Source organism: Thermomicrobiales bacterium, assembly GCA_023954495.1.
Taxonomy (GTDB): domain Bacteria; phylum Chloroflexota; class Chloroflexia; order Thermomicrobiales; family CFX8; genus JAMLIA01.
Genome location: JAMLIA010000020.1, coordinates 14,968 through 29,756, shown reverse-complemented (window position 1 = coordinate 29,756; position 14,789 = coordinate 14,968). Strand labels below are relative to the sequence as shown.

Sequence of the window (14,789 nt, the reverse complement as noted above, 5' to 3'; positions counted from 1 at the left end):
GCACCAGATACCTGGTGCCCTGCGACAGGATGCTAGAGATCAGCGCCGAGGTAGCGCAGCGCAATTGCCGACAGGACGCGGACGCCTACGGCGAGGGCATCCTCGTCGGCATCGAAGCGCGGATGGTGCGGCGGGTAGATCATGCCGCGTTCATCGTTGCGAACGCCGAGCGAGATCATGCAGCCGGGGACGCGTTCCGTAACATAGGCGAAATCCTCGCCGGCCATCATCGGTGCGCTGACGTGGACATTATCGTCGCCGAGCAGTTCTTCGCAGGTCTCCATCGCGAACTGCGTCATCTCCGGGTCGTTGACCATAGCCGGATAACCGCGCATGTAGATCAGCTCGGCCTCGGCGCGGAATCCGGAGGCGATCGCCGGGACCATCTCGCCCATGCGCTGCTCGAGCATGTCGCGGATTGCCGGATCGTAGGTACGGACGGTTCCGGTCATCTGCGCGGTTTGCGGGATGACGTTGCCGGCTGTACCTGCGTGCAGCGTGCTGATGCTGACGACGGCGGTCTGGATCGGATCGACCTCGCGGCTCACGAGCGTCTGGAGGGCGATCAGGATCTGCGCGGCGACGAGCGTGGCGTCGATGGTTGTGTGCGGAAAGGCGGCGTGGCCGCCCTTGCCGGTCACATTGATCTCGATGGAATCGGCGGCGGCAGCGTGCGGTCCGGGGCCCATCGACACCTCGCCGGCCGGGTGCTCGGTTGAGACGTGCAGAGCGAAAGCTGCATCAACGGGCGGGTCTTCGAGAATGCCGTCGTGGATCATGGCGACCGCGCCACCAGCGCCTTCCTCGCCCGGCTGGAACATCAGCTTGACGGTGCCGTCGAACTTGTCGCTCATCGACTGCAGCACTTCGGCGACGCCCATCAGGATCGTTGTGTGGCAGTCGTGTCCGCAGGCGTGCATCTTGCCCGGATTCTGGGACTTGTACTCAACGTCATTCAGCTCGTCCATCGGCAACGCGTCCATGTCGGCGCGCAGCAGGACGCACTTGCCCGGACCCGCGCCGCGCGTGCCGCGGATCTCGGCCAGGACGCCGGTGCCACCAGTGATTGGGAACGTCTTTATGCCCGCGCGCTTGATCAGCTCAGGCTTCATGTACAGAGGCCGACCATCGCCGCCGACACCCTTGCGATACGACACGCCGACTTCGGTCAGGTGCTTCTGCACCAGTTCGGAGGTGGCGACCTCTTCGCAGAGGAGTTCGGGATTGACATGGATCATGCGGCGCGTCTCGCGCAGCCAGGCATCAAGTTCCTCAGATACGGTAATGTTGTCCGACAATGACATGGGCTCATCCTCTCCGCGTTGCGGTCATTCCTGCGCCGCTCGCAGTCGCTAGTTTACGTGCTCCAGCTCTTCGTCGATTCTCATGCCAGGACCAACGAAATCGAAGTGCGTCTTCAGGATTTTGGGGATGATGAACGTGTTGGTCCTGACCACTCCGGGCATCGTGCCGAGCTCGTTCGTGACGAAGTCGTAGAGCTGCTCGACAGACTCGGCGTGGATTTGCAGGCTGATGTCCCGGTCACCGGTCGTCAGGCCGATGTAGCCGACCTCGGGTTTCAGCGCGATGAGGTCAGCGACGCTCTGGATCAGGCCGGATTCGACCTCAAGGAAGACGTCGGCCGTAACGGCATAACCGACGGTCGATGGAACGATTGAAGCGACAAGGCGAATGACGTTGTCGCTGACTAGCCGATCAATTCGCGCACGAACAGTTCGCTCGGCGACGCCGAGCTGTCGGGCAATCTCGGCGCTCGACATGCGCCCGTCGATCTGCAACCGCTTGATGATTGCGCGATCGAGGGGATCCACCGGGCGAGCCATCGTTTGAGCTCCTCACATTTGCAGGATTGCATCCGGTCGCTCTGGGTGCCCGAAATCGTCTCGCCGATCCGGACTGAACCGTGGCATTGTAGCGCGATGTGCCGTTTCCGGCATCGCGAGACATCCTCATGGCCGAATCGCACACTGATTTTGGCTTCAGGATCGTTCTGAGTTGCGCCATGGCTCGTCCCCCTCGGCGAAGCGCCCGCCGAAGTTTCCGTCTTCGCTGGTATCGAGCTGCTGCAGCTCGACAATGCGATCGAGGAACGCTGAGGTCGTCGCGTGTTCTTCGTGGAAGCGAAAGCGAGCCATCGCGAAATGGGCCTGCTGCCCAGGCTCGAAGCGCGCGCCGTGGACTGCCAGGCGCGTCAGTTCGGAAAGTCGGGTGTCATCATCCGGTAGTGACTGGATGTAGTCGGCCAACTCGACGAGACCCGCCGCCGAGCGCAGATTGCGCGGGTCGCGGTCGTATTCCTCGGCGCGTCCTTCGCGCCAGCGCGCCAGATCCCTCAGGTAGTCGGCAATGGCAATCTGGATCGGAATTTCCATGGCGTCCTCGGCTTCCTTCGGATGGTCGGTACGACGATGTGCGACCGGCGAACCGCCAGTCGCTCACGAACATCAGGTGCCATTGGGAAATAAGAAGGATAACCGGAGGACCGGCGTGACCCCGCTGGGATTCGAACCCAGGACCCATGGATTAAAAGTCCACTGCTCTACCGCTGAGCTACGGGGCCCTCGAGAGTATAGCATTGCACTGTTGAGGTACCTGCTGGCAGCCGGAGGAGGCGAGATGCTGGACGAAGCAGAGGCGTTGCGGCTTATTACTGAGGCGGTTGAAAACGTCGGCGGACCACGGATGGTCGTTGGCAGTCCTCGTCATCCGTTCGCGATGAACTCTACCGATGAGGAAGAGGTCGACGGTCATACCGTGCTGATCCACTATTCAGAGATAAGCTCTCCGGCGCTCGCCGAGGTTGAAGGCTGGATATTCGAAGTTCGCGAGGACGAGTATCTGCTGATGAAGCGTCCGCGGCAGCCGAAGGGGTAGGGTCAGATGGGGCTGCGCCCTGCCGCCGCGGTAGCGCTGTCGGCTGCAATCAGTGTTGCGGGGCACAGGGCGGGTGCGCTATCGACGGACGGAGCGCTGGCGGCCAGTGGCGTTGGGTCTGCCGTACTCGCTCGCTGCGGGTGGCGCGGTGCGGCTGTGCTTGGCGCGTTCTTCGTGTCGTCGAGCGCACTCTCGCAGCGCCGCGCCGGAACGGAGCTGGCGGCGCGCGGGAGTCGTCGCGATGCTGTTCAGGTGGCGGCGAACGGCGGGGTCGCGGCATGTGCAGCGCTGCTGTCGCGGCGTAGCGGACTGACGTTGGCGGCGGGTTCGCTGGCGGCGGCGACCGCCGACACCTGGGCGACTGAGATTGGCCGAACATCCGAATCGCTGCCGCGCATGGTGCTATCGCGTGCTGTCGTACCTGCCGGAACGTCGGGCGCTGTGACGTGGCGCGGGACGCTGGGATCGCTGCTGGGTGCCGGACTCATCGGTCTGGTGCATCTGGCGGGAGACAGCCGGGGCCGCGATACCGTCCGGCCGAGCGCTGCGGTTATCGCCGGTGGCATCGCCGGGTCACTGGTCGATAGCGTGCTCGGCGAGCTGGTGCAGGAGAAGCGGTACTGTCCTGCCTGCGGCGTGGCGACCGAATCGAAGGTTCACCGATGTGGAACAGCGACTGATCACGTCGGTGGCGTTCCCGGACTCAACAACGATGTCGTGAACGGATTGTGCACGTTAGCCGGAGCGCTTGTCGCCTGGATCGTCGGCGGGGCCAGTCGCACGACATCCGATCGCTAGCCGCCACGTTCCGCGCGGGCAGAGACAGCTGCTTCCCACATGACTTCTACGGGCGCGGGCTGCCCGGTCCAGAGCTCAAACGACTTCGCACCCTGGTGGACGAGCATCGGCAGACCGTCGAGCGTTGCGAGCCCGGCTTCGCGGGCAGCGCGGAGGAACGGTGTCTCGCGGTAGGTCAGGTCGTAGGCCAGCGCTGCTGTCGGGGCCGCTCGCAGAACCGACTCCTCAATTGGCAGCGCATTGCCGTCCCAGCCGATGGCTGTCGCGTTCACGATCAAGCCAGTGTTCGTGACGGCGGCCATGGCGTTGGACAGTGGTGCCGGAATGATGCGCGTGTCGTCGAGCTGGGCAGCGAGTCGTTCGGCACGTTCAACCGTCCGATTGACGACATGAACTGACCGCACACCGGCGTCTAGCAGAGCGACGACAATGCCGCGCGCCGCGCCGCCAGCACCGAGGATAACGGCGTCCAGCGTGGGGAATTCGGTGCCACGCTCGACGAGCGGGACGAGGAAGCCGTGGATGTCGGTGTTGTCGCCATAGAGCGAACCGGCCCGGGGGACAATCGTGTTGACCGCACCGGCACGGCGCGCGCGATCGCTCAATTCGTCCATCGCCGCGAACGCCGCCTCTTTGTGCGGCACAGTGACGTTTGCGCCAAGAGCTTCACCAGTGCGCAGGTCGGCGAATCGCTCGCTGAGGTCTGCGGCTGGTGTCGGCCAGAGCTCGTAGCGGACGTTCAGTCCGAGGGCATCGAATGCAGGTTGCTGGAATGCCGGCGAGAGCGAATGCTCAACCGGATCGCCGATCAGACCGACGCGTTGCAGGTTTGACATCGATTCACTGCCCTCTCACATACTCATCCACATTGCGCTGATGTTCTTCGGCGGTGTTCGCGAAGGCATGTGAGCCATCGCCACGAGCGACAAAGAACAGGTAGTCGGTCTGCGCGGGTCGCAGGGCCGCCTCGATCGACGCCAGGCTGGGATTGCAGATCGGCCCGGGAGGTAGGTCTGGATTGAGATAGGTGTTGTAGCGGCCGTTCTGCTGGATGTCTTCCGGCGTCAGCTCCGGCCACCAGTTGCCGGACGTGCCGAGCTCGTACTGCACCGTCGGATCGGCCTGCAGCGGCATTCCCTCGCGGAGCCTGTTGTAGTAGACCGAGGCGATGATCGGGCGCTCCTCGGGCAGGACAGCCTCCCGTTCAACAATCGACGCAATCGTGATGACCTGGTGGAGCGTGATGCCCATCTGCTCCGTTTCGGTGATGCTCTCGGGGCTGACACGCTCCTGAAATGTGGTGAGCAAGGTGGTCAAAATATCTTCAGGCGCGGAATCGACACGGAAGTTGTAGGTGTCAGGAAACAGGTACCCCTCCAGCGCAACGCCGCTCGGGCGTGTGTGCAGGAACGAGAACTCATCGTTCCAGCGCTGTTCGCGGGTGGCGGCCATGAAGTCGTCTGCCGATGCGATCACGCCAGCATCGACAAGCGCTTCGGCATACTGCTCGGTGCGCCAACCTTCGATGAACCGCACCTGAATCTCCTGCGCGAGCGCGGCATCACGCGACGTAATCAGGTGGATAATCTGCGTCGTCGACATGGCCGGATCGATTCGATAGCGACCGGCGATGATGTCGCCACCGAGACCGGCGATGCGGACGCGGAAGCGGAAATAGGTTGGCGAGCGGATCAGCCCGGCGTCCTGCAGCCGGTCGGCGATAGAATCGACCGACTCGTCAGGTTCAACGGCGAAGTAGACACTCTCACCAGCCGAGTCGGCGGCGCTATCCAGTGCTCGAACGATGATGAGCTGCGTGACGAAGATGATAGCCAGCGCGAGGACGGCGACCGACCCAATGACAACGATCTGCCGAATGCGTGATGACACAGGCACGTCCAGATTCAGGGCTCATCGCGCTGTCAGGTAGATCAAACCAGGAACGGGCGCGAATTCATGGAGTCAGGCGGCAACAGTCTAGTAACCAGCGCTGACGTGGACAATGGACGGAATCTTACGCCAGGGCTACGCGTGATTGTCGTCCTTGGCGCAACGGCGACTGGCAAGACCGATCTTGCGCTGCGTCTGGCCGAATTGTCTTGCGGAGAAGTTGTCAATGCTGACTCGCGGTACTTCTACCGCGGGATGGATATTGGCACAGCCAAACCGTCGGTCGCGGAGCGTGAGCGCGTTCCGCATCACCTGATCGATATCCTCGAGCCGACGGAGCAGTTCTCACTCGGTTCGTTTCTCGATCTGGCGTATACGGCGATTGAGGATGTTGCGCGCCGAGGGCACGTGCCGATCGTCACCGGCGGGACACCGCAGTACCTTCGCGGTTTGATTGAAGGCTGGCGACCGCCGCCTGTCGCGCCAAACGAGGCATTGCGCGCACGTCTGGAGCAAGAAGCAACCGATGTGCTGTTCGCACGGCTCCGGGATGTCGACCCATGCTCGGCGGAACGAATCGGACCGGACAATCGACGCCGCATGATCCGCGCGCTGGAGGTGTATGAGGTCCTGGGCCGCCCGATGAGCGAGGTCAGCGCGAGTGTTCCGCCGCCGTGGCAATTCTTTCTAATCGGTCTGCGTCGTGACCGAGATGAGCTGTACGCGCGTATCGACCAGCGTGTTCGCGAGATGCACGAGGCGGGCTGGCTGGATGAGGTGCGCCGTCTGGCCGATCGCGGGGTTACAGCTGAGACGCCGTCAATGAGCGCGCACGGGTATCGTGAGGCGCTGGCCATGCTCGAAGGATCGTTGTCGCTTGACGAGGCGATCCGGCAGACGCAGATCATGGTGCACTCGTATGTGCGTCATCAAGAGACGTGGTTCAGGCGCTTCGAGGGCATAAACTGGCTTGATAGCGGTGACCCGGAGCATGTGGCGCGGGCGATGGAAATGGTTCGGGAGTTTCTGGCGGCGTAGGGTGCGCAACGTGTTGGAGCGCTCTCGCGCACCCTCGATCTGAGTCATCCTCGCCGTCACGAACGGGGATTCAGTTCCACAGGCTCGCCGGAGACGGCTGAGCGGTGGGCTGCTTGCCAGACCGCTCGCAGGTCGTCGCCGTTCAGCCACTGCTGTGTCGCGGCGCGGCGGTTGACGAGGGCGAGGAAGCGTTCGGCGAGGTCCTCCCACCATGGCCAGATCATCGGCTCGCGTGCGAGCGGCTCGACACGGATGCCCTGCGCGGTTGGTTCTGCCCGCAGCACGCGCTCCGAGCCGGTGACCTCGATCAGGATCTCCCGCGACGAGGCGGTGCCGGACGCCAGCGCCTCGATGGTTACGATCGTCTCGTCGGCGAGGCGGAGCGTGATGAACCAGGCGTCGTCCGGCGCGAAGAGCGCCGCGCGTCTGGCCCACACACGTGCGACCGGCTGCGGCAGGAGATCGCGGCAGACGGCGAGGATCGGTCCGACTGCACCAGCCACGAGGGCATCCGGCGATGTGCCACGTGGCACGCGCATGCTGGCGTAGCAACCGTAGACCTTGCCAACTGAGCCGCCGGCGATGGCGCGCTGGACGTCGTCGATCGCTTCGAAGGCGTTGAAGTAGGGGACAACGTGCTGCACGGTCGATGCGTAAACCGACGGGCCAACGCCGATTGCTCCGACAGGAGCGTCGCCGGCGTCGGTCGTGATGGTTATGGGCTGATCCGCGTTGACGTAGCCGGTGGCATGGCGTAGCAAGTTGGCGATGCTTGTGTCACCAAGGATCATCCACTCACCCGACTGACTCATGCGACACCTCATCGTTCTTTTCGTTGAGCGGCAACGCGACTGGTTGGCCGGTCTGGCTCGAACGGACTGCTGCGACAGATAGCTCGATTGCCCCGCGCGCTTCTTCGGCCGGCATCGGTACCGGGCTGTCCTCGCGAATGGCTTTGATGAATCCGGCCAGCTCGGTGGCGTAGGCGGAGTCGACGTGCAGGAGCGTATCGAAATTCAGCGGTTGCGAGAGGCCAACGTCGTCAGCTGCGGTGAGCGGTGCCATGAGCGGGTCAGTTGCGCGAATGCGTCCGCCGGTTCCGAGGACCTCCATCATATGGAAGTACGCATAGCCGCGCGGTAGCTGGTTGACGACTTCGGCAGCCGCGATCGCGCCGTTCTCGAATGTGATGGTGTACGACAGCATATCGGGCACCTCAGCGCCGTCTTCGGTGATGCGCGCTTCGGCGAAGACGGAGACGGGCCGACTGCCAACGAACCAGCGGGCGAGATCTGTTTCGTGGACAGCGTTGGTCAGCGCAGCACCCTGCGAGTACCTCGACATCGTGAGCCACGGACGATCGGCCTCCGGATTCCAGTAGCCGGTTCCGAGGTTGAGGCTGTCGTACATCGAGCGTGGGCGGCGCTCGTTTTCGCGGACGTAACGCACGTCGCCGATATCGCCGCGATCAATGGCGGCGCGAATCTGCTGATAGCGACCGGTGAATCGGCGCGAGTGGCCGATCATTAGACGGACTCCGGCACGCTTGCAGGCGTCGATCATCCGATCCGCCTCCGCGACAGTTGCCGCCATCGGCTTCTCGCAGAATACGTGCAAGCCTGCGGCTGCCGCGGCCTCGGTCTGCTCAGCGTGGAGGAATTCGGGTGTGCAGATGTCGACCATATCGAGATCACCGCGTGCGAGAAGCTCGTGATAGTCGGTGTAGTGCTGTTGCGCGCCGAACTCGTTTGCCGCGCGCTGGGCGTTATCGGCGCGAACGTCGGCCACCGCAACCAGCTCAACCTGATCGTGCAGTCGGCGGATCGCGGGGAGGTGCGCGCTGAACGCGATCGTGCCGGCGCCGATAAGGCCGACGCGTAGTCGCTTGATGTCACTCATGAATCGATCCCTTCTCGTCCAGTGGCGAGCTGGTGCGGCATCATACTCGATCGCATCGCGCTGGTTGGCCACCGTACACTTACAGGATGAATCTGACGCCTTTTCACGACGAGTCCGTGCGCCAGCGCCTGCTCACCTGGTATCGCTCCGCGCACCGCAAGCTGCCCTGGCGAGACACCCACGATCCGTATCGAATTCTCGTGTCCGAGGTCATGCTTCAGCAAACGCAGGTTGACCGCGTGGTGCCGAAGTATCATGAGTTCCTGGCTCTGTTTCCGGACATCGCCGCGCTGGCAGATGCCCCGCCCAGCGAGGTGATTCGAGCGTGGGCCGGGCTGGGCTACAACCGTCGGGCGCTGGGACTGCATCGAACGGCGCGCGCGGTCATGGACGAGTACGGCGGGACGTTGCCGGCGTGCGTCGATGAGCTGAAGAAGCTGCCGGGGATCGGGCCGTATACGGCAGGTGCGATCGCCTGCTTTGCCTACCGGCAGGACGTTGGCTTCATTGATACGAACATCCGCCGCGTACTGCATCGCGTCATCGCCGGACCGGATGTGCCGGATCCGCAGATGACTGCGCGAGAGCTGGAAGCGATCGCTCAGCACGTCGTGCCAGCAGGCGACGGATACGAGTGGAATCAGGCGCTGATGGAGCTCGGCGCAACGATCTGCCGCGCCAGAGCCGTGCGCTGCGACATCTGCCCGCTGGCAGCGGATTGTCAGGCACGCCCCACGATAGCGGGCATTCTCACCGAACAGCCGCGCCGCAGGACCGCGTCGGAGCCACGGTTCGAGACGACGAACCGCTACGTGCGAGGACGGATCCTCGACATCTTGCGCAACACTGATGGGCGGGGCGCGTCAATAGCCGAGATCGAGCGTTTGATGCCTGACGGCGCACACCGGCCACATGCGACGCGAATCGCCAGCATGCTGGATGCGATGGTGTCTGAGGGGCTAGTGATGTCTGGATCTGCGGTTGCCGAGGACGCAGAACCGTACGATCAGGAACGCGTTTCCGAATCCAGCCGGTACCGATTACCGGACTGAGGATTCAAGCGCTCTGGTAGACTCCGCCGGAGTTGTGAGTGCGATGTGACTGGGATTTCTCGTAGCTACGTGAGGGCGACAGCGTGACGATAACCACTTCAATTCGGGACCGCGTTGATACGGCGATCAGGAATCATGCCGACCTGCCACAGACGAAGATGGGGCCGGACATCACGCCGGAAACGTTCGTCACTGCCACTCCGGATCGCTTGTCGTACGCGCTAGCCTGGGTTGTCGCGAACGAAATTGTCGCGCACCGGTTCCTCTCGTCCGGCATTGATGTAATCCCGGTGTTTCATCCTGAGAACGGCTGGGATCGGTTTGTCATCACCCGGCGGTTTTCCGGCAAGGCGTTCGGGTTTCAGCCGGCGAACGAGTTCGGCATGTTGATGGTCACTGAGGACGACGGGCCGCACCTCACGACTCCGGGCGGCAAGGTGCGACTGAAGCTGGGCCAGATGCTGCGAGACGATCCGGAGGCTGCGATCCAGGCAGTGCTGAGCAATGTCCCCAACCCCGGATTCACGAAGAGCGCTGACGGCAAGCTGACGCCACGCGAGAAGCCCGCTCGATACCCTGAATACTATGCTGTCGTCGTTAACATGATTCTCGATCACCCCGGCCTGGTTGTGGCGCGTGAGATCTACATCGACAACGAGGAGATCGACGGTGCTTATCATCCACTCTACCTGCATGCAGTCGAGCTCACACCGGATGGCGAGCGGGGCCAGAACCTGCCGCGGCTGAGCCACAACTGGTTCCAGTTGCAGTATGGGGAGCTGTTCGCGTTCCTGGATCGGCGAGGCACGCGCTCGATCTATCGGACCGATCACAACACGTGGTCGCTCGTGAAAACGCAGATCGTCGATGAGCCAGCCGAGCGCATCAGCCAGCGCATGCGTGGCTGGATGCGTCTTGACGGTCGTTCGCCAGATCCTGAAGTTGATTAGCGCACCCCGCCTTGCTCTGTGCGGCGTACTCAAATAGTGCTATCCTGCGCTTGTTCGACGGTAATGCCTGAACGGCTATATGGGCGTGAGCCCGGGATTCTGCGTTCGCTCCTGCGGCGATGCTGCTGATGGTTTGTTCCATCAAGAGCCCGAACATGGAATGAGAACGTAGATACACGTAAGTCGTTCATTGCGGACCCGCAGGCGAGGACGGTTTTGTTGGCCTCGACAAGAGTTGGAGCAGGGAGAGAAACTCGATGGATCGATTGTCGAGATTAGAGGATGTGTTGAACGGCATCAAGCCGTCATCGCGACGATCCTTCCTCAAGAGGGCCGTCGTAATGGGCGCAGCGTTGCCGGTCGTGGGGTCAGTGCTGAGTGCCTGCGGCGGCGATAGCGATGACGACAGTTCGTCAGACTCGTCGAGCAACGCTGCGCGTCCGACATCAACCATGCCGGCGCGTACGACGATTCCGACGCCGAGGCCTTCCGGTGGTGGCTCGACACCTGCAGCTGAAGCCACTGAAGCGCCTGAGGAAGAGGCGTCGCCGACAGCTGCCGCGCCAGAGGCGACCGAGGCCACAAGTGGGGCTTCCGGTGAGCCGAAGCAGGGTGGCAAGCTGATCGTCATGGGCCATGAGGGTGTTGATGGCCTCAGCCCGGATTACACTGGCCCGACAGTCAACTGGGCCTGCATCTGCCAGATTCACAACGCCCTGGTTGAGATGGACCCGTGGTTCGAATACCAGCCGACGCTTGCTGACTCCTACGAGATTAGCGATGACGGCATGGTCTACACCTTCAAGCTGCATCCGGACGTGCCGTTCCAGGACGGCGAACCGTTCTCGTCGGCGGACGTCAAGTACACAATGGACTACTACGGCAATCCTGACAACGCGATGACGACTGGTAGCGACTTCGTCTCGATCGACTCGGTGGAGACACCGGACGATGCAACGGTCGTGATCAACCTAAAGTCGCCGAACGCGGCGTTCCTGACGCAGGGCGCGTCGGCGTTCATCGTGCCGAAGCACATCCACGAGCCGATTGGTGATGAGGAATACAGCCGCCAGCCGATTGGCACAGGCGCGTTCAAGCTGTCAGATTACGATCCTGCTTCACATGTCGAGATGGTGGCGTTCGAAGATCACTTCCGTGGTCGTCCATACCTGGATGCCTACCGCCTGAACACGGTGCCGGAGCCGTCGGTGCGTGCAATTGCGCTGGAGACGGGCGAGGCGGATTCGTCGGTCTGGTCCCTCAGCACGGACGACAACATTCGGCTACGCGACAGCGGCGAATACTGGACGTCGATCACCTCCAGCACGGCGGTGAACCACATGCCGATGGACTGCACGTCTGATCAGTTCAAGGACAAGGCCGTCCGGCAGGCGCTGATGTACGCACTGGATCGCGATTCGGTGGTGAACGACATCTGGCGCGGGCTGGCCGTAAAGGCGACCACCAACTTCTCGCCGGCGCTGGCCTTCTATCACGATGACACGGATGTGGCCAAATACGAATACGACCTCGAGAAGGCTGCGCAAGTTCTTGACGAGGCGGGTTGGACTGCGGGGGCCGACGGCATTCGTGAGAAGGATGGCGTCCGGCTCGAATGGTCGTGCGCGATCATCTCCGGCGATCAGGCACGGCGTCCGATCGCTGAAGCGGCCCAGCAGTGGTTCAGCCAGATTGGCTGCAAAATGGAGATCGTGGAATCGACGAGCAACATCCAGTCGATGCGTGATCACATTAACCAGATGAGCCTCTACAACTGGACCTATGGTGGCTCAGGCGGCGATCCCGATCCGACGTCGACGCTGCACTCGGACTGGTCCGGGCCAACGGTCGGCACCTACTACTCGAATCCTGACATGGACACGCTGCTTGAGCAGGGTCTTGCCGAGCCGGACCCGGACAAGCGCAAAGTCATCTACAAACAGGTGCAGGAGATCTTCTGCGAAGATGTGCCGATTCTCTTCATCCAGTTCTGGGACTGGTTCGTCTTCTTCACCACCCGCGTGAAGGGTCTGCCTGACGAACCGCTGCTGTCCGGCAGCCAGATCTACAACACTGCCTGGAAGATGTGGATCGACGAAGGCTGAGGTAGCCACCGGATGTTCGAAGCCCGGGGATGCGGCAACGCACCCCGGGTTCTGTTTGTGTGATGATAGTTCCAACGAATGTGCGAACGACGAGGCGACACGATCTCGAGCCAGCAGCCGTGTAAGGCTGATCATGTGCGGGGGGTGGGATGTGGCGCTGAAGACCCAACACCGGAGATCGAGAATAATGTCGACGTTCCGATGTGGTCGTGGGGAGGGGCTTAGCGGCTGATCTGGTCTGGTGTTTTTCCGTTCAAACCATGAACGTCGAAATGTGAGCGATACGCAGAACAGGTGGAATAGCTTGGATCGATTGCAGAACATGACTGAACTTCTGGATCGCGTCGGTGCCACATCGCGCCGCGGATTCCTGAAGCGCGCTGCGATTATGGGCGCAGCGCTGCCACTTGCCGGCTCGGTGCTGAGCGCATGCGGCGGGGATGATGACGACGACACGCCGGCAGCAACGGCGACGACGGCTGCATCGAGCGACGCAACTGCTGATACCAGCGGCGGCGAAGCAACCGAAGAGCCAGAAGCGGAGGCGACTGAGGGCAGCTCGTCCGAGGCGACTGAGGAGCCCGAAGCGGAAGCAACCGAATCAACCGGCGGCGCAGCGGGTGAACCGAAGCAGGGCGGCAAGCTGATCGTCATGGGTCACGAGGGCGTCGATGGCCTCAGCCCGGACTACATCGGCCCGACGGTGAACTGGGCCTGCATTACCCAGATCCACAACGCCATGGTGGAGATGGATGCGTGGTTCGAGTATCAGCCGATCCTCGCAGACTCCTACGAGATCAGCGACGATGGCCTGATCTACACCTTCAAGCTGCATCCGGACGTGCCGTTCCACGACGGCGAGATCTTCTCGTCGGCCGATGTGAAGTACACGCTGGAGTACTACGCGAACCCCGACAACGCCATGACGACCGGCAGCAACTTCATCTCGATCGACACTGTCGACGCGCCGGATGACAACACTGTCGTCATCAATCTGAAGACGCCGAACGCGGCGTTCCTGACGCAGGGAGCCTCCGGCTTCATCGTGCCGAAGCACATCCACGAGCCGATTGGCGACGAGGAGTACAGCCGCCAGCCGATCGGAACTGGCGCGTTCAAGCTCTCGGAATACGACCCGGCGTCGTTTGTCGAGATGGTGGCGTTCGACGACCACTTCCGTGGCCGCCCATACCTCGATGCCTACCGCCTGAATACCGTGCCGGAGCCGTCGGTGCGCGCGATCGCGCTGGAGACGGGCGAGGCGGATTCGTCGGTCTGGTCCCTCAGCACGGACGACAATATTCGGCTGCGCGACAGTGGTGAGTACTGGACGTCGATCACGTCCAGCACGGCGGTGAACCACATGCCGATGGACTGCTCTTCGGATCAGTTCAAGGACAAAGCTGTCCGCCAGGCGCTGATGTATGCCGTTGACCGTGATTCGATCGTCAATGACATCTGGCGCGGACTGGCAGTGAAAGCGACAACGAACTTGTCCCCGGCGCTGGCGTACTACCACGACGACACGGATGTGGCCAAGTACGACTATGATCTCGACAAGGCAGCTGCCGCGCTGGATGCGGCCGGCTGGACTGTTGGCGGTGATGGCATCCGCGAGAAGGATGGCATCAAGCTGCAGTGGAATTGCGGCATCATCTCGGGCGATCAGGCACGCCGCCCAATCGCTGAGGCCGTCCAGCAGTGGGTCAGCCAGATTGGCTGCAAGATGGACATCATCGAAACGACTGACATCATCGGTTCGGTGCGTGAGCACAAGAATCAGATGGCGCTCTACAACTGGACGTACGGCGGCGACGGTGGCGACCCGGACGCGACCGCCGTATTGCACTCGGACTGGTCGGGCCCGTCGGTTGGTACCTATTACTCAAACCCGGAGATGGACCAGCTGCTGGAGGATGGCCTCGCGGAGCCGGATCCGGAGAAGCGCAAGGTCATCTACAAGCGTGTGCAGGAGATCTTCTGCGAAGACGTGCCGATCCTCTACATTCAGTTCTGGGACTGGTTCGTCTTCTTCACGACGCGTGTGAAGGGCCTGCCGGAGGAGCCGCTGCTAGCCGGCAGCCAGATCTACAACATGGCCAACAAGCTGTGGATTGACGAGGACTAAATTCCGGTTTATCGTCACCAGCCTGGGGACGCGG

At 62.3% G+C, this 14,789-nt stretch carries 14 protein-coding genes and 1 tRNA gene; 7 read left to right on the top strand and 8 right to left on the bottom strand.

Translation table 11 applies throughout. The features are described 5' to 3' along the window. Positions 1-32: 32 nt before the first annotated feature. The 4 genes from M9890_05945 to M9890_05930 all read right to left on the bottom strand — a co-directional run bounded on the left by M9890_05945 (position 33) and on the right by M9890_05930 (position 2,581). On the bottom strand, positions 33-1,304 hold the full coding sequence (locus M9890_05945; protein ID MCO5176498.1) for a M20 family metallopeptidase: 1,272 nt from the start codon (positions 1,302-1,304) through the stop codon (positions 33-35). 48 nt (positions 1,305-1,352) lie between these two features. Beyond that, complete coding sequence (locus M9890_05940; protein MCO5176497.1) at positions 1,353-1,844, bottom strand: Lrp/AsnC family transcriptional regulator; 492 nt, start codon at positions 1,842-1,844, stop codon at positions 1,353-1,355. A gap of 156 nt (positions 1,845-2,000) precedes the next feature. Next, positions 2,001-2,393: a hypothetical protein gene (locus M9890_05935; protein ID MCO5176496.1), complete on the bottom strand. Its 393-nt coding sequence runs from the start codon at positions 2,391-2,393 to the stop codon at positions 2,001-2,003. A 116-nt stretch (positions 2,394-2,509) separates the two neighbouring features. Continuing rightward, positions 2,510-2,581, bottom strand: a tRNA-Lys gene (locus M9890_05930). 56 nt (positions 2,582-2,637) lie between these two features. Here M9890_05930 and M9890_05925 point away from each other — a divergent pair. Beyond that, complete coding sequence (locus M9890_05925; protein MCO5176495.1) at positions 2,638-2,895, top strand: protein-L-isoaspartate o-methyltransferase 1; 258 nt, start codon at positions 2,638-2,640, stop codon at positions 2,893-2,895. Between the two features lie 6 nt (positions 2,896-2,901). Beyond that, positions 2,902-3,693, top strand: coding sequence for a DUF92 domain-containing protein (locus M9890_05920; protein ID MCO5176494.1), 792 nt, complete (start codon positions 2,902-2,904; stop codon positions 3,691-3,693). Here the strand turns inward: M9890_05920 and aroE are convergent. Further along, positions 3,690-4,529 (bottom strand): shikimate dehydrogenase, encoded by an 840-nt coding sequence (aroE, locus tag M9890_05915; protein MCO5176493.1) that lies wholly within the window; start codon positions 4,527-4,529, stop codon positions 3,690-3,692. The two genes, M9890_05920 and aroE, sit on opposite strands and share 4 nt — an antisense overlap. 4 nt (positions 4,530-4,533) lie before the next feature. Next, on the bottom strand, positions 4,534-5,583 hold the full coding sequence (gene mltG, locus M9890_05910) for an endolytic transglycosylase MltG (protein MCO5176492.1): 1,050 nt from the start codon (positions 5,581-5,583) through the stop codon (positions 4,534-4,536). A 105-nt stretch (positions 5,584-5,688) separates the two neighbouring features. Between mltG and miaA the strand changes: the two genes are divergently transcribed. Continuing rightward, positions 5,689-6,621 (top strand): tRNA (adenosine(37)-N6)-dimethylallyltransferase MiaA, encoded by a 933-nt coding sequence (miaA, locus tag M9890_05905; protein ID MCO5176491.1) that lies wholly within the window; start codon positions 5,689-5,691, stop codon positions 6,619-6,621. 56 nt (positions 6,622-6,677) lie between these two features. Here the strand turns inward: miaA and M9890_05900 are convergent, their stop codons facing one another. Together M9890_05900 and M9890_05895 are read right to left on the bottom strand one after the other, a co-directional pair. After that, entirely contained in the window at positions 6,678-7,433 is a 756-nt protein-coding gene (locus M9890_05900) for a hypothetical protein (protein ID MCO5176490.1), read from the bottom strand. Next, positions 7,417-8,520 (bottom strand): Gfo/Idh/MocA family oxidoreductase, encoded by a 1,104-nt coding sequence (locus tag M9890_05895; protein ID MCO5176489.1) that lies wholly within the window; start codon positions 8,518-8,520, stop codon positions 7,417-7,419. The genes M9890_05900 and M9890_05895 overlap by 17 nt, the downstream gene beginning before the upstream one ends. A gap of 116 nt (positions 8,521-8,636) precedes the next feature. Between M9890_05895 and M9890_05890 the strand changes: the two genes are divergently transcribed. The 4 genes from M9890_05890 (at position 8,637) to M9890_05875 (ending at position 14,755) form a co-directional block, all read left to right on the top strand. Continuing rightward, positions 8,637-9,572 carry an A/G-specific adenine glycosylase gene (locus M9890_05890; GenBank protein MCO5176488.1) on the top strand — a complete coding sequence of 312 codons (936 nt, stop codon included), beginning with the start codon at positions 8,637-8,639 and terminating at the stop codon, positions 9,570-9,572. Positions 9,573-9,655: 83 nt separating this feature from the next. Further along, positions 9,656-10,522 carry a hypothetical protein gene (locus M9890_05885; GenBank protein ID MCO5176487.1) on the top strand — a complete coding sequence of 289 codons (867 nt, stop codon included), beginning with the start codon at positions 9,656-9,658 and terminating at the stop codon, positions 10,520-10,522. A gap of 257 nt (positions 10,523-10,779) precedes the next feature. Beyond that, positions 10,780-12,627: an ABC transporter substrate-binding protein gene (locus tag M9890_05880; protein MCO5176486.1), complete on the top strand. Its 1,848-nt coding sequence runs from the start codon at positions 10,780-10,782 to the stop codon at positions 12,625-12,627. A gap of 322 nt (positions 12,628-12,949) precedes the next feature. Beyond that, on the top strand, positions 12,950-14,755 hold the full coding sequence (locus M9890_05875; GenBank protein MCO5176485.1) for an ABC transporter substrate-binding protein: 1,806 nt from the start codon (positions 12,950-12,952) through the stop codon (positions 14,753-14,755). Positions 14,756-14,789 lie beyond the last annotated feature (34 nt).

Bases quoted from the DNA above. Each gene is read 5' to 3' on its own strand.
- M9890_05945 (MCO5176498.1), bottom strand. From the start codon at position 1,304: ATGTCATTGTCGGACAACATTACCGTATCTGAGGAACTTGATGCCTGG.
- M9890_05940 (MCO5176497.1), bottom strand. From the start codon at position 1,844: ATGGCTCGCCCGGTGGATCCCCTCGATCGCGCAATCATCAAGCGGTTG.
- M9890_05935 (MCO5176496.1), bottom strand. From the start codon at position 2,393: ATGGAAATTCCGATCCAGATTGCCATTGCCGACTACCTGAGGGATCTG.
- M9890_05925 (MCO5176495.1), top strand. From the start codon at position 2,638: ATGCTGGACGAAGCAGAGGCGTTGCGGCTTATTACTGAGGCGGTTGAA.
- M9890_05920 (MCO5176494.1), top strand. From the start codon at position 2,902: ATGGGGCTGCGCCCTGCCGCCGCGGTAGCGCTGTCGGCTGCAATCAGT.
- aroE (MCO5176493.1), bottom strand. From the start codon at position 4,529: ATGTCAAACCTGCAACGCGTCGGTCTGATCGGCGATCCGGTTGAGCAT.
- M9890_05900 (MCO5176490.1), bottom strand. From the start codon at position 7,433: ATGAGTCAGTCGGGTGAGTGGATGATCCTTGGTGACACAAGCATCGCC.
- M9890_05895 (MCO5176489.1), bottom strand. From the start codon at position 8,520: ATGAGTGACATCAAGCGACTACGCGTCGGCCTTATCGGCGCCGGCACG.
- M9890_05880 (MCO5176486.1), top strand. From the start codon at position 10,780: ATGGATCGATTGTCGAGATTAGAGGATGTGTTGAACGGCATCAAGCCG.
- M9890_05875 (MCO5176485.1), top strand. From the start codon at position 12,950: ATGACTGAACTTCTGGATCGCGTCGGTGCCACATCGCGCCGCGGATTC.